This is a genomic window from Halomonas piscis, from assembly GCF_031886125.1.
Lineage (GTDB): Bacteria > Pseudomonadota > Gammaproteobacteria > Pseudomonadales > Halomonadaceae > Vreelandella > Vreelandella piscis.
In genome coordinates this window covers 669949-695884 of record NZ_CP119391.1, presented here as the reverse complement: position 1 = coordinate 695884, position 25936 = coordinate 669949, and the positions used below count along the sequence as shown (strand labels likewise).

19 protein-coding genes and 1 riboswitch are annotated in these 25936 nt (G+C 65.7%); of the genes, 10 read left to right on the top strand and 9 right to left on the bottom strand.

What is annotated here, in order from left to right; all coding sequences use genetic code 11:
- Positions 1-156 precede the first annotated feature (156 nt).
- A complete protein-coding gene (gene ffh, locus P1P91_RS03270; RefSeq protein WP_311884492.1) occupies positions 157-1623 on the bottom strand; it encodes a signal recognition particle protein in 1467 nt (488 codons plus the stop codon).
- A gap of 232 nt (positions 1624-1855) precedes the next feature.
- Between ffh and P1P91_RS03265 the strand changes: the two genes are divergently transcribed.
- The gene (locus P1P91_RS03265) at positions 1856-2653 is read left to right on the top strand and encodes a cytochrome C assembly family protein (RefSeq protein WP_311884490.1); all 798 of its coding nucleotides are present in this window, start codon (positions 1856-1858) and stop codon (positions 2651-2653) included.
- A gap of 126 nt (positions 2654-2779) precedes the next feature.
- On the top strand, positions 2780-4045 hold the full coding sequence (locus tag P1P91_RS03260; protein ID WP_311884489.1) for an HlyC/CorC family transporter: 1266 nt from the start codon (positions 2780-2782) through the stop codon (positions 4043-4045).
- Here P1P91_RS03260 and P1P91_RS03255 read toward each other — a convergent pair.
- Both P1P91_RS03255 and P1P91_RS03250 read right to left on the bottom strand, forming a co-directional pair.
- Complete coding sequence (locus tag P1P91_RS03255) at positions 4042-4695, bottom strand: 1-acyl-sn-glycerol-3-phosphate acyltransferase (protein WP_376717475.1); 654 nt, start codon at positions 4693-4695, stop codon at positions 4042-4044. The two genes, P1P91_RS03260 and P1P91_RS03255, sit on opposite strands and share 4 nt — an antisense overlap.
- A gap of 26 nt (positions 4696-4721) precedes the next feature.
- Positions 4722-5336: a TetR/AcrR family transcriptional regulator gene (locus P1P91_RS03250; protein WP_311884485.1), complete on the bottom strand. Its 615-nt coding sequence runs from the start codon at positions 5334-5336 to the stop codon at positions 4722-4724.
- Between the two features lie 200 nt (positions 5337-5536).
- Here P1P91_RS03250 and P1P91_RS03245 point away from each other — a divergent pair, with 200 nt between their 5' ends.
- Positions 5537-6211, top strand: a complete 675-nt coding sequence (locus P1P91_RS03245; RefSeq protein ID WP_311884483.1) for an SOS response-associated peptidase — start codon at positions 5537-5539, stop codon at positions 6209-6211.
- Positions 6212-6225: 14 nt separating this feature from the next.
- A complete protein-coding gene (locus P1P91_RS03240; RefSeq protein ID WP_311884481.1) occupies positions 6226-9084 on the top strand; it encodes an insulinase family protein in 2859 nt (952 codons plus the stop codon).
- 180 nt (positions 9085-9264) lie between these two features.
- Here P1P91_RS03240 and P1P91_RS03235 read toward each other — a convergent pair whose 3' ends face one another.
- Positions 9265-11439: a GNAT family N-acetyltransferase gene (locus P1P91_RS03235; RefSeq protein WP_311884477.1), complete on the bottom strand. Its 2175-nt coding sequence runs from the start codon at positions 11437-11439 to the stop codon at positions 9265-9267.
- A gap of 183 nt (positions 11440-11622) precedes the next feature.
- Between P1P91_RS03235 and P1P91_RS03230 the strand changes: the two genes are divergently transcribed.
- Positions 11623-13314: an ABC transporter permease gene (locus tag P1P91_RS03230; RefSeq protein ID WP_311885678.1), complete on the top strand. Its 1692-nt coding sequence runs from the start codon at positions 11623-11625 to the stop codon at positions 13312-13314.
- Here the strand turns inward: P1P91_RS03230 and P1P91_RS03225 are convergent.
- Complete coding sequence (locus tag P1P91_RS03225) at positions 13264-14400, bottom strand: ABC transporter ATP-binding protein (RefSeq protein WP_376717174.1); 1137 nt, start codon at positions 14398-14400, stop codon at positions 13264-13266. The genes P1P91_RS03230 and P1P91_RS03225 overlap by 51 nt on opposite strands.
- Before the next feature lie 243 nt (positions 14401-14643).
- Between P1P91_RS03225 and P1P91_RS03220 the strand changes: the two genes are divergently transcribed.
- The 3 genes from P1P91_RS03220 to tenA all read left to right on the top strand — a co-directional run bounded on the left by P1P91_RS03220 (position 14644) and on the right by tenA (position 18006).
- Complete coding sequence (locus tag P1P91_RS03220; protein WP_311884475.1) at positions 14644-15669, top strand: Fe(3+) ABC transporter substrate-binding protein; 1026 nt, start codon at positions 14644-14646, stop codon at positions 15667-15669.
- Positions 15670-15812: 143 nt separating this feature from the next.
- Positions 15813-16805, top strand: coding sequence for a glycine betaine ABC transporter substrate-binding protein (locus tag P1P91_RS03215; protein ID WP_311884473.1), 993 nt, complete (start codon positions 15813-15815; stop codon positions 16803-16805).
- 247 nt (positions 16806-17052) lie between these two features.
- A riboswitch (TPP riboswitch) is annotated at positions 17053-17213 on the top strand.
- A 124-nt stretch (positions 17214-17337) separates the two neighbouring features.
- On the top strand, positions 17338-18006 hold the full coding sequence (gene tenA, locus P1P91_RS03210; RefSeq protein ID WP_311884472.1) for a thiaminase II: 669 nt from the start codon (positions 17338-17340) through the stop codon (positions 18004-18006).
- Positions 18007-18068: 62 nt separating this feature from the next.
- Here tenA and P1P91_RS03205 read toward each other — a convergent pair whose 3' ends face one another.
- The 3 genes from P1P91_RS03205 to ggt all read right to left on the bottom strand — a co-directional run bounded on the left by P1P91_RS03205 (position 18069) and on the right by ggt (position 23037).
- Entirely contained in the window at positions 18069-18749 is a 681-nt protein-coding gene (locus P1P91_RS03205; RefSeq protein ID WP_311884470.1) for a Fe2+-dependent dioxygenase, read from the bottom strand.
- Positions 18750-18854: 105 nt separating this feature from the next.
- Positions 18855-21068 (bottom strand): TonB-dependent receptor, encoded by a 2214-nt coding sequence (locus tag P1P91_RS03200; protein ID WP_311884469.1) that lies wholly within the window; start codon positions 21066-21068, stop codon positions 18855-18857.
- Between the two features lie 277 nt (positions 21069-21345).
- On the bottom strand, positions 21346-23037 hold the full coding sequence (gene ggt / locus P1P91_RS03195) for a gamma-glutamyltransferase (RefSeq protein ID WP_311885675.1): 1692 nt from the start codon (positions 23035-23037) through the stop codon (positions 21346-21348).
- A 162-nt stretch (positions 23038-23199) separates the two neighbouring features.
- Here ggt and P1P91_RS03190 point away from each other — a divergent pair, with 162 nt between their 5' ends.
- Entirely contained in the window at positions 23200-24246 is a 1047-nt protein-coding gene (locus P1P91_RS03190) for a DUF2235 domain-containing protein (protein ID WP_311884467.1), read from the top strand.
- 77 nt (positions 24247-24323) lie between these two features.
- Positions 24324-24821 carry a TspO/MBR family protein gene (locus tag P1P91_RS03185; protein WP_311884466.1) on the top strand — a complete coding sequence of 166 codons (498 nt, stop codon included), beginning with the start codon at positions 24324-24326 and terminating at the stop codon, positions 24819-24821.
- Between the two features lie 294 nt (positions 24822-25115).
- On the opposite strand, the gene P1P91_RS03180 is transcribed toward P1P91_RS03185, so the two are convergent.
- The gene (locus P1P91_RS03180; RefSeq protein WP_311881913.1) at positions 25116-25865 is read right to left on the bottom strand and encodes an IS5 family transposase; all 750 of its coding nucleotides are present in this window, start codon (positions 25863-25865) and stop codon (positions 25116-25118) included.
- Positions 25866-25936 lie beyond the last annotated feature (71 nt).

The window sequence follows — 25936 nt, the reverse complement described above, 5'->3', positions numbered from 1 at the left end:
CCTGCCCGAACGGAATACCGCGCGCTCTGTCGGGATATAAGTGCTTGTTAACGGCTTCACGGGCGGCGCCAGAGCGCATCACCCACGCATGAAGAGGCCGCATTCTACGTAACCGCGCGGGTTTTGGAAAGCCTGCGCGGCGAAAAGCCGGTAGCGTCAGCGCCGTGGCAAGCCGCCCGGGCCGCCGCCCATACCGCCAGGACCGCCCATACCGCCAGGACCGCCCATACCACCGGGACCGCCCATACCACCGGGGCCGCCCATACCACCGGGGCCGCCCATACCACCGGGGCCGCCCATGCCGCGCATCATTTTCTGCATGCCGCCTTTCTTGCCGGCCTTTTTCATCATTTTCTGCATCTGCTTGTGCTGCTTGAGCAGGCGGTTGAGGTCCGGCACCTGCAGCCCGGCGCCGGCGGCGATGCGCCGCTTGCGCGAGCCGTTGATGATCTCGGGCTTGTGGCGCTCTTTGGGCGTCATCGAGTTGATCAACGACTCAAGCTTGCCAAGCTCCTTTTCCGGCCCCGGGCCCTGGGCCATTTCGGCCATCTGCCCCATACCCGGCAGCTTGCTCATCAAGCCGCCCATGCCGCCCATTTTCTTGAGCTGCTGGAGCTGTTCGCGGAAATCCTCAAGATCAAAGCCGCTGCCCTTCTTGACCTTCTTGGCGAGTTTGTCGGCTTTGTCCTTGTCGACGGTGCGCTCGGCTTCCTCGATCAGCGAGAGCATGTCGCCCATGCCCAGGATTCGCGAGGCCACCCGGTCGGGGTGGAACGGCTCCAGGGCGTCGACTTTCTCGCCCATACCCATGAACTTGATCGGCTTGCCGGTCACGTGGCGCACCGACAGCGCTGCACCCCCCCGGGCATCGCCGTCGGCCTTGGTCAGCACCACGCCGGAAAGCGGCAGCGCTTCGTGGAAGGCCTTGGCGGTATTCACCGCGTCCTGGCCGGTCATGGCGTCGACCACGAAGAGGGTTTCGTCCGGCGTCACTGCCTGGTGGAGCCCCCGGATCTCCTCCATCATCGCCTCATCGACGGCCAGCCGGCCGGCGGTGTCGATCAGCACGACGTCGTGGAACTGGATCCTGGCGTGGTGCATCGCCGCCTTGACGATATCCACCGGCTTCTGCCCGGAGTTCGAAGGGAAGAAATCCACCTCGACTTCCTTCGCCAGCGTCTCCAGCTGGTCAATGGCCGCCGGGCGATAGACGTCGGCGGACACCACCAGCACCTTTTTCTTTTCGCGCTCGCGCAGAAAGCGGCCCAGCTTGGCCACCGAGGTGGTTTTACCCGCGCCCTGAAGGCCCGCCATCAGTACCGAAGCCGGCTGCCCCTTGAGCACCAGGCTCTCGTTGGCCTCGCCCATGATCGCTTCCAGCTCCTGCTGGACGATCTTGACGAACTGCTGGCCCGGCGACAGGCTTTTCGACACTTCCTGGCCCACCGCCCGCTCGCGCACGCGGTCGACAAAGGCCTTGACCACGGGCAGGGCAACGTCGGCCTCCAGCAGCGCGCGGCGCACCTCGCGCAGGGTATCCTTGATGTTGTCGTCGGTCAGGCGAGCCTGACCCTTGATTGACTTCAGCGTCTGCGATAGACGGTCGCTAAGATTCTCAAACATGGGCGTTAGTCCCCCTTTTGGTCACCAGACGCAAGCGCCCTGGACAAGATGGCGGCCATTATACGCGCTGGCGGCGCGAGTCTCCATCCGCCACCGCTGTGCGAAACGGCAGGGATTCGTTATAGTAGGCGATCAGTTACCGCAAGCTGGCGGCCTTTCTTAATCGCCGCGCAGCGCAGCGGTCATCCTTTCGCTCTCACTACACAGCGCCGTCGGGCGCACGGATGGCATCATGCAGGCGCTGCCTTTCGCCACGATTGCTCTTGTTCTCTATCTCGCTGCCGCTATCTGGCAGGGCATGACGCTTTTGCGCCGGGTGCCCCCGCGCCAGGGTATTGTCCGCCTGCTGGCCGTGGTGGCGCTGCTTTTGCACATTCCCGCGATCATCGAACTGCTGGGCCGCACGCCGGGCCTTCTGCCCGGCTTTACCACCAGCGTGGCGCTGTTCATGGCGGTGGCCGCCAACGTGGTGCTGGTGGCCAGCCTGTTCAAGCCGGTGCTCAACGCCGGCATCGCGCTGTTCCCGCTGGCAGGGCTGGCGCTGGTGCTGGCCACGGGCACGCCCAGCCACGGTATCCAGGGCAGCATTACGCCGGGCATACTGCTGCATATCGTCACCTCGACCCTGGCTTTTGCCATCCTCGCCATTGCCGCCGCCCAGGCCGTGCTGGTGGGGCTTCAGAACCAGGCGCTGCGCCACCATCACATCCGCGGCATCGTCCAGTCCCTGCCGCCGCTGACCACCATGGAGCGGGTGCTTTTTGAGCTGATCTGGGCCGGCATGGTGCTGCTCAGCATCGCCATCGTCAGCGGACTGATCTTCATCGACAACATGTTTGCCCAGCACCTGGTGCACAAGACCGTGCTCTCCTTTGTGGCCTGGGGAGTGCTGGCCGTGCTGCTCACCGGCCGCTACCGCTTTGGCTGGCGGGGCATGCGCGCGGTGAAGTGGACGCTCTGGGGCTGCGGTTTCTTGCTGCTCGCCTACTTCGGCAGCAAGTTCGTGCTGGAAATCCTGCTCACCCCCTGAGCCGCCGATTTCCGCTTTCCGACCCGTCGGGCAGCGGCGCCGCTGCCGTCTTGACACCCCGCAACCCGGCTTTTAACAATCGCGTTTGCAACGCGACCCTGAAACGGCGACAGAGGAACCTTCAACTTGAGCGACGACTTCCCTCTGGGGTTACTGTTCGGCCTGCTGGCGCTGCTGATCCTGCTATCGGCGTTTTTCTCCAGTTCGGAAACCGGCATGATGTCGATCAACCGCTATCGCCTGAGCCATCACGCCAGCGCCGGCGACAGTCGCGCCCGTCGCGTGGTTAGACTGCTTTCGCGTCCGGACCGGCTGATCGGCATGATCCTGATCGGCAACAACTTCATCAATAACCTGGCGGCCTCCATCGCCACCATCATCGCCATTCATTTTTTCGGCGAGGTCTCGGGCCCGGCCATTGCCACCGCGCTTCTGACCATTGCCATCCTGATTTTTTCCGAAGTCACGCCCAAGACCTACGCCGCCATCCGCCCCGAACGCATTGCCTACCCGGCCTCCTATGTGCTGGAGCCGCTGCTCAAGCTGCTCTACCCGCTGGTATGGCTGGTCAACATGATCTCCAACGGCCTGCTGCGGCTGGTCGGCGTCAAGCGCGTGGACGGCAGCAGCGACAGCCTCACCCAGGAGGAACTGCGCACCGTGGTTCACGAAGCCGGCACGCTGATCCCCTACCGCCACCAGGCCATGCTGCTATCGATTCTCGATCTGGAAAACGTCACCGTGAACGACATCATGGTGCCCCGCCATGAAGTCATCGGCATCGATCTCGATCACAGCCTCGAAGCCATTCTGACCCAGATTCGCACCAGCCAGCACACCCGCCTGCCGGTCTACAAGGGCGACATCAACAACATCGTCGGCATGCTGCACCTGCGCAACGCCGCGCGCTTTCTGTCGCGCGCCGAGGTAACCAAGGCGGCCATTGTCCAGGAGGCTCGCGAGCCCTACTTCATCCCCGAGTCCACGCCGCTGCATACCCAGATGCTCAACTTCCAGCAGCAAAAGCGCCGCATCGGCATCGTGGTGGACGAGTACGGCGACGTGAAAGGGCTGGTCACGCTTGAGGATATTCTCGAAGAGATTGTGGGGGAGTTCACCACCGACGTGTCGGAGGCCCGGGAGATCTACCCCCAGGACGACGGCAGCCACATCATCGAAGGCACGGCCAACATCCGCGAGATCAACAAGGCGCTGGGCTGGGAGCTTCCCACCAGCGGCCCCAAGACGCTCAACGGGCTGATACTCGAGCACCTGGAATCGTTTCCCCAGGGGCCGGCCAGCCTGCAGATCGGCGACGTCCGGCTGGAAATCATCGACATCCGCGGCAACCTGATCACCGCGGCGCGCTGCTGGCAGCCGGCGCGGCGCTAGTCGGCCTCCCCGCGGCAAATCTCCTCGTCGGCACCGGCCTTGAGCACCCGTACCCGAGCTTCGAAATAGCGGCACAGCGCCTCGTTCTGCACCGCCCGGGGGTCCACCGGCTCGCCGAAATGCAGGCTGACCCGGGCACGAAAGCGCCCCGGCGGCTTGCTCAGTGCCGGGCCGCCGCAGTGCGAGGTCCAGGAGCCCCAGAGCCCGGCCAGGCCCGCCGGTATCACCGGCACCGTATTGCGCTCAAGAATCGTCTCCAGCCCGCGGCGAAACCGCTGCACCTCGCCGTTGGTGGTCAAGCGCCCCTCGGGAAACACCATGACCACTTCGCCGTTGGCGAGCGCCTTGCTGATGTCGTCCAGCGCTCGGCGCAGGGCCCCGGGGTCGCGCCGCTCGGATTCGATGGGAATCGCTCCGACCAGCAAAAACAGCCACTTGAGCCAGGGCGAGTCGTAAATCGGCCGATCCATGACAAAGCGCAGCGGCCGCGAACAGGCGCCCCCCAGCACCAGCGCGTCCATATAGCTTACGTGGTTGCACACCAGAAGCGCTGCCCCGTGGCGCGGCACGTGTCTGCGCCCGCGCACCCTCAGCCGATAGCAAAGCCGCACCAGCGCCAGAATCACGTAGCGGATAAGCCGACGCACCACCAGGCGCTGTGTTCGCGGCCTGGACGTCACTCGGCCGGCCCCCGTTCGCGCAGCCCGGCCAGCACCGTGGTCAGCAGCTGGTCGAGCAGCTCGTCGATCTTGAGCTGCTCGCCCTGCCAGTAGCCCAGCCGCTCGTTCAGCCCCAGCTGTACCAGGCCGTGAACGCTGCCCCACAGCATGCGGCCCAGCTGGCGCGCCTCGAGCTCCCCGAGCGCCGGCTGGAAGTTGCGCAGGCAGGTCTCGACTTCCACGAACAGCGCTTCGATCAGCCCGCTCTGGCGCTGATCGAGCTCGCCGCCGTCGGCCAGCGGATAGTCAAACAGCAGCTGCCAGCGATAGCAGTCCTGGGCCGAAAACTGCCAGTAGGCATGGGCCAGCGAGCGCAGCCAGGGCTCCGGCGCGTCGGTTTTCAGGTTGCTGATGATATATTGCAGCCGCGCCAGAGTTTCGACGTTGACGTACTGCAAGAGGTTGTGAAAGCTGCCGTAAAGCTTGAGCAGCGTGCTCGGCGCGCAGCCTACCTCCCGGGCAATGGCACGCAGCGACAGGTCGTGCACCGGCCGGGTCGTGAGCCAGCGATCGCAGACCGCCATCACCTGCGCATGGAGGGTATCGGGCGCATGCTGTCTTGGACGGGCCATGGCAATCTCTTCGAGTTGGCGTGAGGGCGTTGGCGACAATGGCGAAATCGACCTGTCGCCTCCGCGTCCGGCGCACGTGCTTTGACACGGACGAGCGAGGCCTTAGGATACCCCAGATCGAACAGCGTTTTCGAGCCGCTTTCCCCGCGTAACCGCGTGCTTTCACGGCACCGGCGCCATCCACTACCGCTGAGGCGCACATGACCGGACGTCTTTATGTTCCGCCGCTGGATCTGCCACGGCTGCTGCCCGGCCTGACCGCCGCGGACACCCAGGTCACCTCGCCCAATCTGGCCCCGCGCCGAGCCGTGTCGGCCGTGCGTCAGGAGCAGGGCGGATACCGCCTGGCGCCGCTGTTCTGGGGGCTGACGCCTCCCTGGCTCGAAGTGCTCGACCACGCGCCCCACTGCGCCCGGGCCGAGTCGCTGGAAACCCGCGCCATGTTCCGCGAGGCCTTTCGCGCTCGGCGCTGCCTGATTCCCGCCGGCGGCGTTTACGTCTGGCAGCGCAAGCCCCGGGGCAAGCAGCCGTACCTGGTCACCCAGGCCAGCCGCGCGCCGCTGCTGCTCGCCGGTCTCTGGTGTCGCTACCACACCACGCTCACCGCGTTCAACGACTCCGCGGCGCTGATCACCGTGCCCGCCAGCGCCTGGCTTGCGCCGCTGAGCGAGCGTCTGCCGGCGGTGATCGCCCCGGCCGATGTCGAACGCTGGCTGAACCCGGATACGCCCCTTGAGCAGGTCCAGGCCTTGCTGACCCCGGCACCGCTGGAACTATTGGGCGCTTTTCCGGTATCAAGGCAGGTCAACAACCCCGCCAACCAGTCTCCGAGCTGCGCCCACCCCGTCGGCCCGATGCTGACCTGGCAACCCTGATTACAGGAGACACGATGCTGTCACGCTTTCTTCCCTTCTCGTTCACGCGCTCGTCAGCGTACCGCGCCCCGCTGGCGCTGAGCGCTGTGCTTGCGGTCGGCGCGGCCGGGCTGTCGGCCCAGGCCGGCGCTTCGTCGGCGGACGTTGCCGATGTCCAGACGCCGATCACCAGCCCCTTTGACAGCCGCGACTACCGCGTACTGACGCTGGAAAACGGCCTGACAGCGCTGCTGGTCAGCGCCCCCGAGGCCGACACGGCCGCCGCCTCGATGAACGTCAGCGTGGGCAGCGCCCAGGACCCCGAGGATCTCCAGGGCCTTGCCCACCTGCTCGAGCACATGCTGTTTCTGGGCACCGAGCCCTACCCCGAGCCCGAGGCCTACCAGACCTATATCACTCGGCACGCCGGCTCGCACAACGCCTTTACCGCGTCCCAGGACACCAACTACTTCTTTGACGTTGAACCCTCGGCGCTGCCCGGGGCGCTGGATCGCTTCAGCGCCTTTTTTCTCTCGCCGCTGTTCAACGCCGACAAGCTCTCGAGCGAGCGCAGCGTGGTGGACTCCGAATACCAGGCGCGCCGGCGCAACGAAAGCCGGCGGGAAAACGACGTGCTCAACCAGGTGCTCAACCCCGATCACCCCGGCACTCAATTCTCCGTGGGCAGCGTCGAAACCCTGGCCGACCGGCCGGCAGACGAGCCGTCGCTTCGCGAACGTGTCATCGACTTCTATCGCGGCTACTACGACGCCAACGTGATGCACCTGGCAGTGGTAGCGCCTCAGCCGCTGGATACGCTGGAGCAGATGGTCACCGACCGCTTTGCCGCCATTGCCGACCATGAGCTCGAGCGCCCGACCATCGAGGCGCCGCTGGTCGACAAGGGCTCGCTGCCCGTCTACCTGGAACGCCAGACGCTGACCGACAACCGCCAGCTGCGCTTTCTTTTTCCGATCCCTGACCCGTTGGAGGAATACGCCCGCAAGCCCGCTCAGCTGCTGGCCCACCTGCTGGGCGATGAGGGCGAAGGCAGCGTGCTGGCCGTCCTCCGCGATGCCGGGCTTGCCGACGGCCTGTCTGCCGGCGTGAGCCGCGGCGACGGCAAGGACGCGCTGTTCACCGTCAGCGTCAGCCTGACCCCCGACGGCGCCGAGCGGCTGGACGACGTTCAGGCCACGCTCTTTAGCGCAGTCGACAACGTCGCCGCCGACGGGCTGGAAGAATGGCGCTACGCCGAACAGGCGGCCCTCGAGCAGCAGTCGTTCCGCTTCCAGCAGCACGGCGCGCCCCAGCACGAAGCCACCGAGCTTGCCATGCGCCTGTCGCGCTATCCGATCAGGGACGTGCAGTACGCCCCCTATCGCATGGACGGCTTTGACGCCGAGCGTACCCGCACCTACCTCGACGCGCTCAGGCCGGACAACATGATTCGCATCTACTCCGGCCCCGAGGTCGAAGGCGAACGCACATCGCCCTGGTTCGATACCCAGTGGCAGAAGACCCCGGCCGCCGAAGGCGGCACCGCCCTGCAGGGGCTGGCGCTGCCCGAGCCCAACCCTTTTATCGCCGAGGATCTGACGCTGCAGAGCGGCCAGGACGAAACCCCGTCCGTAATCGAGAAAACCCCGCACTTCACCGCCTGGCACATGGCCGTGGAGCGCTTCGACACGCCCAAGGTGGAATGGCGCGTCAGCCTGCAGCACCCCGGCGTGCGCCGCTCCGCCGAGGAGGCCGTGCTCGACCGCCTGCTCGCCGGCTGGCTCAACGACAGCCTGAACGAGACGCTCTACCCCGCGCGGCTCGCCGGGCAGTCGTTCAACGCCTATGCCCACGCCAGAGGCATGACGCTCGCCTTTTCCGGCTGGCGCGACGGTCAGGCGCCGCTGATCACCCGGGTCATCGAGCAGATACAGCGCGGCGACATTACCCCGGGCAGCTTCGAGCGCGTCAAGCATCGGCTCGAGCGCCAGTGGCGCAACGCCCCGGACTCGGCGCTGTTCGGCCAGGCGCGGCGCACACTGAACCAGGCGCTGCTGGCGCCGCAGTGGTCCCCGGGTGAGCTGCTTGCCGCCAGCCAGCGCCTTGAGCACCACCACCTGGAAGATTTTCGCCGGCGCTTTCTTGACGAGCTCTACGTTGACGCCATGGCGGTGGGCAACCTCGACGCCGACCGGGCGCAAAAACAGGCCGCAAGCATCAAACAGCAGCTGGCTCCGCGCCTGGCCCGCGAAAAGATTCCCGCCCTCGAGCCGCTGGCCGTCAGCGCCGACAAGGGCGTGCTTCGCCCCCACAGCACCCGGGACGAGTCGCTGGTACTGCGCTATCTCCAGGGCGACGCTGCCACGCCGCGCCAGCAGGCGGCCGTCAGCGTGCTGGCCCAGTGGCTGCAGACGCCGTTTTATCAGCAGCTGCGCACCCAGGAGCAGCTGGGCTACATCGTCAACGCCGGCTACTACCCGCTGCTGGATGCCCCGGGCCTGGCCCTGGTGGTGCAGTCTCCGGGTAGCGACAGCGCCACCGTTGCCGAGCGCATGAGCGCCTTCATGGCCGACGTGGACGAACGTCTGAAGGCCCTGGACGACGAAGCCCTGGCCCCCTACCGCCAGGCGGTACACAGCAAACTCAGCGAGCGCGCCACCGGCCTTGGCCAGCTGGCCGACCGCCACTGGCAGGCCACCGCGCTTGACGAGGTGCGCTTTGACCGCCGCGAGCGCCGCGCCGAGGAGGCGCTCAACGTCAGCGTCGAGGAGCTGCGCGAGCTGTGGGCCAGACTGCAAAAGCACCGCCTGGACATCCGCTTTGATCCGGGCGACGAACCAAGCGACGTAGGCGAATACCGCGACGGGCTGGCGGCGTTTGACGACGCTGACTAACCGCCCGCGCGGAACGTAACCGGCAATTTCTGGCAGGCCTGTGGCCTGCATCGCCCGGCAAAGCCGGCCTCCCACAACCCCCTGCTTATGCAACCTGTAGGAGGGCGGCTGCGCCGCGCGACGCAGGCCGAAGGACTGCCGGGTTCAGTGGGGATTCAGCCGCCCGGCAAAGCCGGCCTCTTACGGCTCACCTTTTTCAAGCTCAGCATCAAGCTCAGCCAGCACCGCCGCCGCGCGGCGTATGGCGCTGACGTGGCGCTTGTGGCTGTCAGCAAGCCTGCGGTTCTGATAGGCCCAGCCGGCAAGGTCAGCGCAAACGCCCTGGGTAGCATCATCCAGCGGCCGGCAGGCGGCGGCCCGGGCCAGCGCCTTGAGCGCCGGCCGGGCCAGCCGCGGGTCGCGCTGCGCGTTGGCCACGTCGTCAATGTCCTGTCGCTGCGCGTCTCCCAGCGTCGCCGGCGGAAGGCTTGCCAGCAGGCGTACCAGCACGTCGGCGGGGAGGCCGGAGAGCTCAAAGGCCAAAAGCCCTGCGAGCGAGGCGCCGAGCCGCCGGGCTAACTCGTCAAGCACCGCTTCGCCGCGGGGCGTCAGCGCGCGCGCCACCATCAGCGGGTATTCGCCGGTGGCGGTGTCTCGGGTGACGCCCACCCGCACCGGTGAAAAGCCCGCAGCGAGCCAGAAATCCAGAAGCCCGGCCTCGGCGCCGAAGGTGGCGCCCAGCAGGTCCGCCCCGCTCTGCCGAGCCGCCTGCTCCGCCGCGGCCAGCAGCGCCTGCCCGCTGCCCTGGCGGCGCCTTTCCGGATGCACGGCGATCCGCGTGACCCGCTGCCAGCGCGCGGTTAACGCCTCGCGGCTGCCGGCGTGGGCGGCCAGCGACTGCGCCAGCAGGTGGCCCTGGGGGCGGCGTTCGCCCCGAGCCACCCGCTCGGCAAGCGCGGCGTCAAAGCCGCCTTCGGCGCGCATGACCGCCACGCCTTCGGGCGCGCGCGCCGCGCCCAGCACGCCGATGCGGGTGCCCGGGCCGTCGAGGAGCTGGCGCACGTCGTCCGGCGTGGTGCGGTAGTGGGACTGCACCAGCAGGCCGAAAAGAGCCTCCAGCGCCGGCTCGTGTCGGGCCAGCGCTCTGCGCTCAAGCCAGCGCACGGCGTCATCGCCGCCGTACGCCGGCGCCGGCGCCGGCGGTGCGGCCCTTAACAGCAGCAGACGATTGAGCGTGGTCTCCAGCGGATCGCCTTCGGCAAAGCGGACGGGCGTCTCCAGCGCAAGCCCCTGCCAGCCCGGCGTTTGCTCATCCAGCCGCGCGCGAAAGCGCAGAGCGAAGCCGCGCCCGGAGCCTTCGTAGCCGTGCACCGTGGTGGCAAAGGCAACGCGCGGAAAGGCGGCCAGCCACTGCCCCAGCAGCGCCGGCGGAATCGCCGCGGCCTCGTCCACCATCAAATAGCTGCCGTCGCCCCCCAGGGTGCCCGCCTCAACCGCCGCGCTCAGCGCGTCCGGGGCGATAAACTCGAGCACGCCGCCGTTTATCTCTACCCGCCGCCGGGAGGCTTCAGCGCTCACTCCCGCTTCCGCTTCGGCGTGGGCAAACAGCGCCGCCGCGGCGCCGGGCCGCGGTGCGGTCACGGTAATACGCGCCACGCCCCGAGCCAGCAGCCGGGCGCAGGCGATACCCAGCGCGGCGCTCTTGCCCCGGCCCCGGTCGGCGGTGATCACCAGCGGCCGGCGACGCTTCAGCCGGGTGAGCCTGGCCACCGCCCGGGCCTGGTCGGCGGTCAAACAGGCGCTGTCTTCGGGCGGCGCTGCGGGCTCGGGCGAAGCGGAAAAGCGCGGCAGCTCGGGCGCGGCGGCTTCGGCCGACCAGCGGATCGCGCCGCCGTCGTGCGCAAGCAAATGGGCCAGCCTTGCCAGATAGTGCGCGCTGAGTTCAGCCCAGGCGCAAGGGTAGTCGGCGATGCGGCGGTAGTCGGCGTCAGGCGCGCTGCCCCACCCTGCCGGGGTAATCAGCAGCAGCAGCCCGCCGGCGGTCAGCGTGCCGCCCAGCGCGCCGAGAGCGTCCGGATCCAGACCCGCGGCGGCGTCCACCACGATCAGTCCGTGCTCCTGGCCCAGCCGGGTGCGGGCCTTGCTCGCCGGCAGCGCCGGGGGCGCTCCGGCTTCATCGTCGGCCGTCTCCCCTACCCACAGCGGCGCGCGCCAGTCGCGCGCCTGCCAGACGGCCCGCGCCCGGCGGCGACCGATCGCCGCATCGCCGTCAATCCAGACGAGCCGACGGGCACGGCGACGCGCGAGCCTTGCGGCGTGGGCCAGCACGGCGGCCAGGCCGCGACGCTCGTCGGCCGGCGGCGTGAAATCATGCATGGGGTCTCCTGTCGCGGCGGCGTCTGCGCCACCTCCTTCTGTGCGGCGGTGCTGCAGCCGGCTACCTGCGAATGATACTATTTGCCACCGAGAGTTTATCGCATTGTCGCCAGACAGCGTCTCTTATCCGGGCGCAAAGGAGGGTTTGTCTTGTCTCATTCCGCCAGTCGCGGGCTGCCCGCCATGGCCCACCGGCTACGCGCCGGCGCCAGGCCGCGGTTCAGCCCCTGGGCAGCTATCCTCTTTGCCATTGCGCTGGTGGTAGCCCTGCCGGTGATCGTGGTGTTCAGCCACGTGTTTTTCCCTTCCGGCGACGTCTGGCAGCACCTGGCGTCCACGGTGCTGCCGCGCTACCTGACCAACACCTTCTGGATGGTGCTGTTTGTGGGCGTGGGCACCCTGGTGATCGGTACCGGCACCGCCTGGCTGGTGGTGATGTGCCGCTTTCCCGGCAAGCGCATCTTCGAGTGGGCGCTTTTGCTGCCGCTGGCGGTGCCTACCTACGTCATCGCCTACGCCTATACCGATTTTCTTCAGGTGGCGGGGCCGCTGCAAAGCCTGCTGCGCGAGATCACCGGCTGGGAATACGGCGACTACTACTTCCCCAACGTGCGCTCGCTGGGCGGCGCGGCCACGCTGATTACCCTGGTGCTCTATCCCTACGTTTACCTGCTCGCCCGGGCGTCGTTTCTCGAGCAGTCGGTGTGCGTGCTGGACGTCGGCCGCACTCTGGGCCGCGGCCCCTGGCACATGTTCGCCAGCGTGGCCGTGCCGCTGTCGCGCCCGGCGCTGGTGGGCGGCGTCTCGCTGGTGCTGATGGAGACGCTGAACGAGTTCGGCGCGGTGCAGTTTTTCGGCGTGGATACCTTCACTACCGGCATTTACCGCACCTGGTTTGGCCTCGGCGAGCCGGTGGCGGCGGCGCAGCTGGCCGCCTGCCTGCTGGCGTTTGTTATCGCGCTGGTGCTGCTGGAGCGCTACTCCCGGGGCAAGAAGCGCTACTTTCACACCACCAACCGCTACCAGCAGCTGCCCGAATATCGCCTCGGCGGCTGGCGCGCCGGCGCGGCGCTTTTGGCCTGCCTGCTGCCGGTGCTGGTGGGCTTTGTGCTGCCCAGCGGCATTCTGCTCAACCTGGCCATCGAGCAGGGAGATTCGCTGTTCGGCGCGCGCTTCATCGGCTTTGCCGCCAACAGCCTCGGGCTTTCCGTGGGCGCGGCGATTCTCGCCGTGGGCATGGCGCTGCTGCTCAGCTACGGGGTGCGCATTCACAACACGCCCTTCGCCCGGGTCAGCTCCCGGGTGGCGGCCATGGGCTACGCCATTCCCGGCTCGGTGGTGGCCGTGGGCATTCTGATTCCGTTTGCCTGGCTGGACAACGCCATCAACGTCTGGCTCAACGAGCACTACGGCACCATCGTCGGGCTGATCTTCAGCGGCTCGGCGTTTATTCTCATCTACGCCTACGTCACGCGCTTTCTCGCCGTGTCGTTCAACGCCGTGGAGGCGAGCCTTGGCAAGGTGACCCCGAGCATGGACGCCGCCGCGCGCACCCTGGGGCAAACTGCCGGCGGCACGCTCAGGCGCATTCACACCCCGATGATGCGCTCGAGCCTGCTGGCGGCGGGCATTCTGGTGTTCGTCGACGCCATGAAGGAGCTGCCCGCCACCATCATCCTGCGCCCGTTCAACTTCGATACCCTGGCGGTGCGGGCCCACAGCCTGGCTTCGGACGAGCGCCTGGCCGAGGCCTCCACGGCCTCGCTTGCCATCGTCGCGGTGGGCATTATTCCGGTGATCTTCTTGAGCCTGGCGATGCGCCGTTCACGCCCCGGCAGCGGTACCGGAGGCGGCAAAGACGAAGACCTGGGATAGATCCAGATGAATGTCCACCGGCTGCCCTTCCGCGGGCAGAAACACCCCGGGCACCCGGGCGTGGAGGTGGGCTTCTGCGTCGTCCGGGCCGTGAGCGCAGAGGTGGAGCAGGCTCGAGCGGCCCAACAGCTTGGCCATGACCACGTGGCTGTGGACGTGGGCGCGGCCGCACTCGTCGCGCTCGCTGACGCGCAGCGCCTCCGGGCGCACCATCACTACCGCCTCGCTGCCTTCGGACAGCCAGCCGGCTTCCACGGTGCCCACCGGCGTGCTGACCTTGCCGTCTTCCACCACGCCGTAAAGCTCGTTGACCTCGCCGAAAAACGTCACCACGAACGGATCGCAGGGTGCGCAGTAAAGCTCTCTGGGGGTGCCGGTCTGGACGATGACGCCGTCGCGCATCAGGGCAATGCGGTCGGCCATGAACATCGCTTCTTCGGGGTCGTGGGTGACCAGCAGCGTGGCCGCGCCGACGTTTTTCAGCACGTGCAGGGTATCGTCGCGGATCTGGTCGCGCAGGCGCGCGTCCAGGCTGGAAAACGGCTCGTCGAGGAGCATCAGCCGCGGTTCCGGCGCCAGCGCCCGGGCCAGCGCCACGCGCTGCTGCTGGCCGCCGGACAGCATGTGCGGGTAGGTATCGGCGTACTCCGCCATGCCCAGCTGCTCCAGACGCTCAAGGGCCCGCTCCCGACGCTTGCCCGAGGGCAGCGACTTGAGGCCGAACTTGACGTTTTCCAGCACCGACAGATGCGGAAACAGCGCCGAGTCCTGGAACGCCAGGCCGACGCTGCGCTTTTCCGGCGGCACGTGGCGCCGGCCCGGCGCCGCCACGGTCTCGCCTTCCAGGCCCACGCGCCCTTCCTGCAGCACCTCAAGGCCCGCGGCGATGCGCAGAAGCGTGGTCTTGCCGCAGCCCGAAGGCCCCAGCAGACAGACGACCTCGCCGGGCGCCACGCTGAGCTCTACGCCCTTGACCACCGGGTGGCGGTCAAAGCGGTGGTGCACGTCGCTGAGCGAAAGCGCCGCGACCGGGGCGACGGCTTCCGCAGTGTTCATGGTGGTGGTCGGCGCAGTCATGGTAGCCATTATCGTATTCCGCCGTTGTTGGAGCAGCGAGCGTGCGCACCGCTGCTGAAATAACTGAAAGCTATTCGCATTCTATTTTGTCCTGCCGCGCAATGCATCCGTTGTGCGGCCAAGCGCATGTTGCGATTTGCCGCACCGGCCACGGCGCGACTGCGGATGCTTGACGTCGACTTTTCAAACCGGTTAAATGGCCGCGAAACATAATGCAATTTATTATCATTCAACCAATAAGGATGTTCGACGATGAAACCCACGCGCCTTGCCGCTTCCATGGCTGCCGTCGTCGCGGGCAGCGCCTTTGCCACTTCGGCGCTGGCTGACGAGATCAACGTCTACTCGGCTCGCCACTACGACTCCGACGACACGCTTTACGAAGCGTTCACCGACGAAACCGGCATTGACGTCAACGTGCTGGAAGGCGACTCCGACCAGCTCATCGAACGTATCCAGCGCGAAGGTGTGGCCAGCCCCGCCGACGTCATGATCACCGTTGACGCCGGCCGCCTGTGGCGCGCCGAGGACGAAGGCATCTTCCAGAGCGTCGAATCCGACGTGCTCGACGAGCGCGTGCCGGAGTCCATGAGCCATCCGGACGGCCTGTGGTTCGGCTTTAGCCAGCGCGCCCGGGCGATCCTCTACAACCGCGAAGCGGTCGACCCAAGCGACATCCAAAGCTACGAAGACCTGGCCGACGACCGGTTCGAAGGCGATATCTGCATTCGCTCGTCGAACAACATCTACAACCAGTCGCTGCTCGCCTCGATGATCGCCGAACACGGCGAAGAAGAGGCCGAAGAATGGGCCCAGGGCATCGTCGACAACATGGCGCGCGACCCGGAAGGCGGCGATACCGACCAGATCCTCGGCGTGGCCAGCGGCGAGTGCGATCTGGCCGTGGCCAACCACTACTACTACGTGCGCCTGCTCAAGTCTGACGACGACGCCGAGCGCGAAGCCGCACGCAAGGTCGGCATCATCTTCCCCAACCAGGACGGCCGCGGCACCCACGTTAACGTCGGCGGTGCCGGCGTGGTCAAGGACGCGCCGAACCGCGAAAACGCCGTGCGCTTCCTCGAGTTCCTCGCCTCCGATACCGCCCAGGAAATCTTTGCCTCCGGCAACAACGAGTTCCCGGTGGTTGACGGCATCCACAAGGACCCGGTGCTGGAATCCTGGGGCGCCTTCAAGAAAGACGACGTCAACGTCAGCGTGCTGGGCGAAAACAACCCCGAAGCCGTGCGCATCTTTGACCGCGTCGGCTGGCGCTAAGCCGCGCTGCGCTTGCCCGCTCCGGGCCTGAGCACCCGCGCTCCCTCCGAACGGCCCGCCTTTCACGGCGGGCCGTTTTGCGTTGCAGTTCTGCATCGGCCGGTCTAGAGTCATGCCTGTCGCAGCAACCATAAGGAGCCCGGATGAAATCGTGCTTACGCCTGTCTCGCCGCTTTACCCTCCACGCCAGCCTGGCCGCGGGCGCCCTCGGCACCGCTCTGCTTACCGCGCCGCTTGTTGCCAGCGCCGCCGAAGAACCCGCCGCCGTGCGCTTTGCCGTGCCGCCCTGGCCCGGCGTTACCGCCAAGTCCGAGCTTGCCGCCACGCTGTTTGAAGCCCTGGGCTACAAACCGCGGCAAAAAGAGCTGGGCGCCACCATCGCCTACCAGGCGCTGGGCGAAAACGAACTCGATGCCTATCTGGCTGCCTGGCTGCCCGCCCAGCAGGGCATGTACGACACCGCCACCAGCGGCAAGGACTCGCTGGCTGACCTGGGCACCAACGTCGACGGCGCCCGGCTTGGCTTTGTGGTGCCCGACTATGTCCACGCAGAAGGCTATACCTCGGGCGAGGACCTTTGCAGCAAGGAGCTGCAGGAAAAGGCCGGCGGCACCATCTACTCCATTGAAGTCGGCTCCGGCACCAGCGACCTGCTTGCCGAGATGCAGGAAAACGGCACCTACTGCCTGGACGAGTGGAATCTTTCGGAAACCTCGACCTCGGGCATGTTCAGCCAGGCCAAGTCGACCATGGACCGCAACGAGTGGATCGTCTTCTACGCCTGGACGCCGCACTGGGCCACCATCGAGTACGACATTGAGTTCCTCGACGACCCGGAAGACGCCTGGGGCCCGGACGGCGGCCGCAGCGACGTGCGCACCCTGGCCTCTCAGCAGTTCGCCGACAGCCACCCCAACGCCACGCGGCTGCTGGACCAGCTGATCTTCACCGCCGAAGAGCAGAGTGAAATGATCAGCGGCCTGAGCTATGAAGACCGCCCGGTTGAAGAAGTCGCCATGAGCTGGCTGAAAGACCACCCGGCCAAGGTAAAGGCGTTTCTTGACGGCGTCACCACCCGCAGCGGCGAACCCGCCTGGCCCGTGGTGAAGGAAAAGCTCGACCTCCCCGACGCCTGAGGCGACTGGCTACAGAGCGTACGAGCCATAAGCAAACGGCTGCCCCTGGGCAGCCGTTTTGCGTTGGGTGCCGGCCTGCACCGTTTTGGCCACGACTCAGAAAAATTTGATTACAGGCAGTGACGCAACGCCACGGGCCGGCGCTACGCGCCGGTTTCGCCCGGTAAACCGGCCTCCCACGAAAACCTGTAAAGCGGCCTGCGCCAGCGCCGATTGTCACTCAAAAACCTCAGCTGCTAGACTGCCAATTCGCTTGACGGGGTGCCGGTGAAACCGGCTGAGATGGCGCAGATTCGGGGTAGCGCGACGATAACCGAATTCCTAGCGCCGGTCCCGTAGAACCTGATCCGGGTGAAGTGCGGCAAGGCCACACCTATACCGGCGTAGGGAATCAGGCGGCAGGCTCGGCGGGCATGGCGTATCGCTACCCCCCGCGCCTTCCCCTTTATCCTCCGCTCCTCGCCTTCGCGCACTCCGGATTTACTGACGGGTTTAGCCTGACCTGGCTGACTTGTCCAACACCGGAGATATCATGAGCTATCGCTTTACCGACCTAACCGCAGCCTGCGCTGACGAATGGCGCGCCTATATCGAGCACGACTTCGTGCGCCAGCTGGCCGCCGGCACGCTGGAAGAAGAGGCTTTTCGCCACTACCTCAAGCAGGACTATCTGTTTCTGATGCACTTCGGGCGCGCCTATGCGCTGGCCGTCTACAAAAGCCGCGACATGGCTGAGCTGCGCCACAGCCTGGAAGGCCTCAAAACCATCATCGACGTCGAGCTCGAGCTTCACATCGACTATTGCCGCGAATGGGGTATCTCAGAATCTGACCTGGCCGCACTGCCCGAAGCTCGCGCCACCATGGCCTACACCCGCTACGTGCTGGATACCGGCAACCGCGGCGACCTGCTCGACATGCACGTGGCCCTCGCCCCTTGCCTGGTGGGCTACGGCGAGATTTCCCAGTGGCAGGCCAGGCAGCCCTTCACCGTACGCGGCGACGCCAACCCCTACGAAAAGTGGCTGAAAATGTATGAAAGCGACGCCTTCCAGGAGGCCATGCGCGACGAAATTGCCTGGCTCGATACCCGCTTGGCTGACGTGACGCCCGAGCGTTTCGCCCAGCTAACCACTACCTTCCGCGACGCTACACGGCTGGAAATCGACTTTTGGCAGATGGGGCTCGACCGAGCCGACTAATCGCATGGAAAGGCCGGGCCGCCAACGCGGCGTTTCATCGAGATCCGAGTTCGCGCAACGCCTCACATCCCCCAGCGGCGCAGCAGGTTGTGATAGACGCCGGTGAGCTGGACGCTGGCGGCGTGGTCGGCGCCGAGGTTTTGATGGATCTGCTGGATAGAGGTGTCCAAGTCGAACAACAGGCTGCGCTGGCCTTCGTCGCGAACCATGCTCTGAATCCAGAAAAACGACCCCAGGCGCGCGCCTTTGGTGACCGGCGTGACCCGGTGGAGGCTGGATGCCGGGTAGAGAATCAAATCCCCCGCAGGCAGCTTGACGCTGTGGGCACCGTAGGTGTCTTCGACGATCAGCTCGCCGCCTTCGTAGGTGTCCGGCTCGCTGAAGAACAGCGTCGCCGAGAGGTCCGTGCGCAGATACTCCCCCCGGCCAGGGTCCAGGCGCATGGCGTTGTCCACGTGCAGGCCGAAGGACTGCCCGCCCTGGTAGCAGTTGAACAGCGGCGGAAAAATGCGCTCGGGCAGGGCCCCGGCGATAAACAGCGGGTGGCGCTGCACTGCCTGGGTGACGACCTGGCTTAGGTGGCGGGCCACGTCGGAGTCTTCGGGCAGCTGCATGTTGTCCTTGGCCATGGCCGACTGAAAGCCGGCGGTGGCCTTGCCGTCCTGCCACTGCGCCTGGCGCAAAAGCTCGCGGCATTCGGCCACCTGGGCCTTGTCGAACACCTCGGGCACGTGAAGCATCATGGCGGTATCTCCTTGATAAGCGGATAAGCACCGACCCGGCGCCTTATACAGGCAGCCGGGCCGGGCGGATTGCGTTGCGCAAAAACCGGTTATTGAAACCGGTTATTAAAACCGATAGTCCAGCGTCAGCACGCCCGAGCGACCGTCGCCGATTTCCACCGCGGAGCCCCGGGAATCGGTCCCCGGGCGGCCGCGCACGCCCTCAACGTATTCCTTGTCAAAGAGGTTGTTGACGTTGAGCTGGGCGCTGAGCCGGTCGTTGACGCGGTAGGCCACCATGGCGTTGTGCAGCCAGTAGTCGTCCACCTTGGCGGCCACGTCCGAGGCCACGTGGCGCTCGTCCACGTACTGGGCGCCGTAGCCCACCTGCACGTCGTTAGTGATGTCGTAGGTGGACCACAGGCTCAGGCTGTGCTCCGGGGTATTGCCAAGCGAGTGCCCTTCCGGATCGCGGCCGTTGGTCTGGGCGCCGGCGATGGACTCGCGGGTTTCGCTGTCCAGGTAAGTGTAGTTGGCGTACACGTCCCAGGCGTCGGTCAGCTCGCCGGTCATGCCCAGCTCCACGCCCTGTACGCGCTGCTTGCCGGCGAGATAAAGATCGCCGCTGGCGTCGCGCTCGCGCACGTCGTCCTTGTCCACGCGGAACAGCGCGCCGTTCAGCCCCAGCCGGCCGTTCATCAGCTCCCACTTGGTGCCGAGCTCCCAGGTCTTGCTCTTCTCCGGGGAGAGGTTTTCGCCGCCGTCGCCCCGGGGCAGGCCACCCGAGGTGGCGAGGTTTTCCGCCGAGGGACTGAACGAAGTGCCGTAGGCCAGATACACCCGGCCGTTTTCCGCCGGCTTGTAGACCAGCCCGGCGCGGCCGCTGAACTCGCTGTCCCGGGTGCTGGTGCGCTCGTTGTCGTCCTTGTCGATGGTTTCCCCGTCGATCCAGTCATGGCGCAGGCCCAGGCTCAGATCCCATTGCGGGGTGAAGCTGATGGTGTCAAACGCATACACCGCCTGGTTGTTCAGCGTCGCCTCGGTGGCGCCGCGGTGCGTGTAGGTGGTGCCGCCGTCCCAGCGCCCGGGCGGGTTGCCGATGTCGTAGCCGTTGTCGGGGTACGGATGAGCGTCCGAGCCCAGCCCCAGGTTGGAGGCGGTACGGTCGTAGGTCTCCCGGGAGAACTCGGCGCCCACCAGCAGCTCGTGCTCAAGGTTGCCGGTGGCAAAGCTCGTGCTCAGCTGGGTCTGGTTGATCCACATCTCGGTGGTCACATCGCGGCGGTAGGCCTGGGGGCCGGCGGGCTTGTAGCGCCCGGGCGCCAGCCCTTCCATGTCCGTGTGCGGCGCAGAGATAGTGGTATCGCGGTCCAGGTGGGTATAGCGGGTCTTGTTTTCCAGCCGGGTATCGGCGGTAAAGTCATGCTCCAGCTTGAGCGTGGCCGTATCGCTTACGATGTCTTCGTCGTCGAGATTGCTCCAGCCGTAGTAGGCTTCGTGATCCACCCCCGGCAGCACCTCGCCGTCCCGGGCGGGCAGGCCGTAGTCCAGCAGGTTGTCGTCTTCCTGGTGCTTGTAGGAAAGCGTCGCGCGGGTGGTGTCGTTCAGCCCCACGGTCAGCGACGGCGCGATGCCGAAACGCTCCTGCTCGACTTCGTCGCGGCCGGGCTTGTCGTTTTCGTGCGCCATCAGGTTCAGGCGGAAGGCGCTGTCGGTGCCCAGCCCCTCCAGGGTCTGGTTGGCGTCCAGGGTAGCGCGGTGACGGTTGTCCGTGCCGATCCCCGCGCTGGCGTCGACAAAGTCGCGCTGCTGCGGGGTCTTGCTGATCATGTTGACCACCCCGCCGGTGGTGCCCGCGCCGCCAAAGACCGAGCTTGGGCCCTTGATCACTTCCACCCGCTCGACGTTGAACATGTCGGTGCGGTTGTTCTGGCTGCTGTCGCGCAGGCCGTCCACCTTCATGTTGGCATTGGCGCTGAAGCCGCGAATATTGATCTTGTCGCCGGAGCCGCCGCCGCCTTCGCCGGCGTCAAAGGTAATGCCCGAGACGTTGGACAGCACCTGGCGCAGGCTCAGCGCCTTTTGCTCCTCGATGACCTTTTCCGGTACCGCGGTGACGGTTTGCGGGGTATCCAGCAGCGGCTTGACGAACTTGTCCGAGGCGGAATATTCCGCCTTGTTGCCGGTGTTCTTCTCGCCCACCACGGTGACGGCGTCGAGCTCGGTGGCCTCGGGCGTTTGCGCCATGGCCGGCAGAGCGGTAGAGGCCACGGCGAAGCTTGCCGCGGTGGCAAAGGTGCGATAGGGCGAGCGGCGGGTCGCGGTAATACCAGAATTCACTTGTCAGATCCTTATGAATGGTTCTTGTGAAATGAGTCAGGGGGCGTTTAAAGCGACTCATTCTCAAGTGCATTCCGTTGCCAGTCAAGGTAAATGTGAATCGTTCCCGATGGTGCCGCTATTAATCGCCCGGGATAGCGGCCGCCCTGCCCCGCCGGCTGAATGGCGTACGCACAAAAAAACCGGCCGCGCCAGGCTTTGGCCCCGAGCGAAAATAACCCGCCGGGGTTCAAGCCTCAGGCGCGGCCGGCTGGCCGACGACGGCGTAACGGCCGGGTTAGAGGCCGATCGCCGAGGACGTGGAGCGCCGCGGGTCGGCGCCGCCGTAGAAAACGCCGTCCTCAATGACGATGGACTGGGCCGCGCCCATGGCCGACTTTTGGCTGACGGTGTGGCCGCGCTGCTCCAGCAGCTCGAGCGTGTCCGGGCTGAAGCCGGCTTCCACGCGGACCTCGTCGGGCAGCCACTGGTGGTGCATGCGCGGTGCGCTGACCGCCGACTGAACGTTCATGTCGTGGTCGATGACGTTCATCAGCACCTGAAGCGTGGTAGTGATGATGCGCGAGCCGCCGGGGCTGCCGGTGACGAGGAAGTTGCTGCCGTCCTTTTTGACGATGGTCGGCGTCATCGACGACAGCATGCGCTTGCCTGGCTCCACCTTGTTGGCCTCGCCGCCGATCAGGCCGTAGGCGTTGGGCACCCCGGGCTTGGCGGAAAAGTCGTCCATCTCGTTGTTGAGCAGAAAGCCCGCGCCTTCCGCCACGATGCCCGAGCCGTAGCTGAAGTTGATAGTGTAGGTGTTGGAGACCGCCAGGCCGTCGCCGTCCACCACCGAGAAGTGCGTGGTCTCGTTGGACTCGTAGGCGGCGGGGTCGCCGGCGCTGATCTCGTCGCTGGGGGTGGCCTTGTCCATGTCGATCTGCTCGCGCAGCTCGTCGGCATAGTCGGTGGAGGTGATGCCGTCCAGCGGCACGTCGACGAAGTCGGTGTCGCCCAGGTACTCGGCGCGGTCGGCGTAGGCGCGCTTCATCGCCTCGGCCATGACGTGCATGGTGTCCGCCGCGCCAAAGCCCATCTCGCCGATGGAATAGCCCTCGAGCACGTTGAGCATCTGCACGATGTGCGCGCCGCCGGACGAGGGCGGGCTCATGGCGTAGACGTCGTGGCCGCGGTAGGTGCCGTGGCTGGGCTCGCGGATCACCGGCTCGTAGCCGGCGAGGTCGTCCAGGGTCATCAGCCCGCCGTGCCTGTCCATTTCGTCGACCAGCAAGCGCGCGGTTTCCCCTTCGTAGAACTCGCTCGCGCCGTTGTCGGCGATGCGCTTGAGCGTGGCGGCCAGGTCGGGCTGACGGAAGATCTCGCCGGCCCGATAGGACGAGCCGTCCTCCTTGAAAAACTTCGCCATGCTGGCCTCCCAGGGCTCGAAGCGCTCCCGGGTATCTTCCAGGCCCTTGACGAAGCGCGGGGGCACGGCAAAGCCGTCCTCGGCCAGGCGAATGGCCGGGGCCAGCGCCTCTTCCAGGCTCAGAGTGCCGTATTCTTCCAGCGCCAGCGCCAGGCCGGCCACGGTACCCGGCACGCCGGAGGCCAGGTGGGTGTAGCGCGAGCGCTCGGTCACGGCGTCGCCCTCTTCGTCCTGGAACATGGTCTCGGTGGCCGCGGCGGGAGCGGTTTCGCGGTAGTCGATGGCGATGACCTCGCCGCTGTCTTCATCGGAAATCAGCATGAAGCCGCCGCCGCCGATGTTGCCCGAGCGCGGCTGGGTCACGGCCAGGGCAAAGCCCGCGGTGACCGCGGCGTCCACGGCGTTGCCGCCGTTCGCCAGCACGTCCCGGGACACCTCGGACGCCAGGGTATGGCTGGTGGCCACCATGCCCTGGGTGCTTTCTTGTGGGTGAAAGCGCTCGCCTTCCAGTATGGCCTCCTGGGCCATGGCCAACGGCGACAGCAGCAGCGTGCCGGCCAGCACGCCGGCGGCCAGCCCCCTGAGCGGAAACGCGCGACGCGGCGCAGCGGCGACAGCCGCGGTATAAAGTCGATCCACGGGCATATCCTTACTATCTTGAATGAATGTTTGATGGTAGAGGACCGCGACGCTTGCTGCCATCGCCCCTTCCCCCCAGGAGCGATCATGACAAAACAAAAACTGATTCTTCTGTTCGACGGTACCTGGAACGACCCGCAGGACCGCACCAACGTCTTCCGCCTGGCCCAGCGCCTCCACGAGTACGACGGTAATGTCAGACAGCGATTTTTCTACGACCCGGGCGTGGGAACCGGGTGGCCCGGGCATTATTTGGGCGGCATCACCGGCTACGGCCTGAGCGACAACCTGCGGGAAGGCTACGAGTGGCTCGCCAAGCGCTATACCGACGGCGATGACATCTGGCTATTCGGCTTCAGCCGCGGAGCCTATACGGCCAGAAGCCTGGCCGGGCTAATCCGCAAATGCGGGCTTTTACGCATTGTCACGCCCGGTCTGCTGGACGAAGCCGAGGCACTCTACCGGGACGGGAAGCTGAATCCTGACGACGAGTCGTGCCATACGTTCAAGCACTACTACGGCCACACGCCGCGAATTCACTTCATCGGCGTGTGGGATACCGTCGGTGCGCTGGGCGTGCCGGGCACCAACCTGTCCGAGCACGGCAAGTATTCGTGGCACGATACCGAGCTTTCCAGCACCGTGGATTACGCCTACCACGCGGTGGCGCTGGACGAGCACCGCGCCGCCTACGAGGTGCCCCTGTGGGTCAGCCGGGACGGCAAGCAAAAGGCGGACAACCGCGACGTGGAGCAGCGCTGGTTTATCGGCGCCCACGCCAACGTCGGCGGCGGCTACGGCGACGACCCCCTGGCGGATATCTCACTCCAGTGGATGAGCGAAAAGGCCGCCGCGGCGGGGCTGGCGCTGGATGCCTTCACCGCCGCCACAGACGCCTGGCAAACGGCGCCGACGGACTCTTTCAGCCCGTTTATGTGTGGGCTTTATGCTCGCTGGAACCGCATTCGCCACTCGGGAGACGGCCGCCACTACCGACCCTTTGCCCAAGGGCTGGAAGGCAAACCGGCGATCAACGTTACCGTAGACCCAAGCGTATGGCAGCGCTGGAACGATGAAGGATACGACTACCGGCCGCGGACGCTGGAGGATGCGGGCAAAGGGCCGCCGGAGTAGGCTGGGGGCAGCAAGATTTTATCGGCAGCTACCCCCGTGAAAGAATCACGGGCTCAACCAACAGCCGGAAACCCCCCATGCCATCATTCTCAAAACCGCAACAAGCCTTCGGCCTGCTGGGCTGGCTGGCAATAAGCTTCGCAGCGTCTGCCGTGGGGGCGATTGCCTCGATACAGGCCAGCGCGTTCTATAACCAGCTTGCACAGCCTGACTGGGCGCCGCCCGCCTCGGTGTTTGGGCCGGTGTGGACGACGCTTTACGCGCTGATGGGCGTTGCCGCCTGGCTGGTGTGGCGACGGGGCGGGTTTACGCGCCAGCGGCGGGCGCTTGCGCTGTTTCTGGTGCAGCTGGGGGTGAACGCGCTGTGGAGCTGGGTGTTCTTTGTCTGGCACCAGGGCGCGCTGGGGTTCTTCAACATTCTGCTGTTGATAGTGCTGGTGGCGGCGACAACCGCCACCTTCTGGCGGACGCAGCGGCTGGCCGGTGCTCTTCTCGTCCCTTATCTGTTGTGGATCGGCTTTGCCGCGGCGCTCAACTATTCGGTATGGCAGCTGAACCCGCAGGTGCTGGGGTAGCGAAGCGCCTGCAACCGGTGCCCCGCAGTCTGCCCCCGTGTCATTGCGTATAGGGACTCCTCCCCGGTTGCAAGCCTCGAAAGCCTGAAAAACACAGCCGATGCGTGCGTATAGTCGGTCTTTATACGGGGTCGCTATCCCCTGACCCTGATGAACGTCGCGCACCTTCTCTCCTCAACGAGCATTAGGCCTTTCAGCCATCGCAATGATCAGGTTTTGAGAAGGTCGGTCTGACCTGTTTTTCATCCCTCGTGGCTCGGCAACAAGGTGATGGCACTAGGGCCTGTTGACGTTTCACATTGGTAGCCATAAAAAGCCGCATGCCAAGGCCACCATGCTTTCGTAATTTCGTTTGAGCTTATCGTAGCGCGTCGCAATGGCGCGATACGGTTTCAATCGAGCAAAGGCATTCTCAACCAGATGCCGGTAGCGATATAACCCTCTGTCCAGATTGGCATTTCCTTTTTTCGAGTTACGCCTGCGTGGAATGACGGCAGCCATTCCTTTGGCTTCGACCTGCTCACGGATACGTTCACTGTCATAGCCTTTGTCAGCCACCAGCGCGTCACCTGCCGGCAAACCGTCAATCAATGCCTGGGCTTCCGTGCTGTCGTGCACTTCACCCCCGGTTATTCTGAAGGCGATCGGCAACCCATAAGCATCCACGGCCAAGTGGATCTTGCTGGTATTGCCTGCACGACTTTTGCCAATGGCTTCTGCATCTTCCGTGGCAGCCCCAGTGCTATCTTGGTGAGCCTTGACGTAGGAACCATCAATAAATAGCCACTCGACATCAGGATCTTCCACCAGAGAGATGAAAATCCTCATCAGCTTTCCACTCGCTGACCAGGCGTTGAAGCGCTTGTAGACCGTGTTCCAGGGGCCAAACGCCTCCGGTAGGTCCCGCCACGGGCAGCCGGTTCGCATCCGATAAAGGATGCCTTCCACCGTGGTACGCAGATCGGTCTTGTCATAAATACCTTGTTGAAGCAGGATAGATTTCAGCTTCGGCCAGTGTTCATCCGTGAGCATTTGTCGGGGCATGGCAGGCTTGCAGTTTGTTGGCTTAGGAACCTTTATTCTGTGAGCTTGCCCCTATCCTGCCAATACCCCTG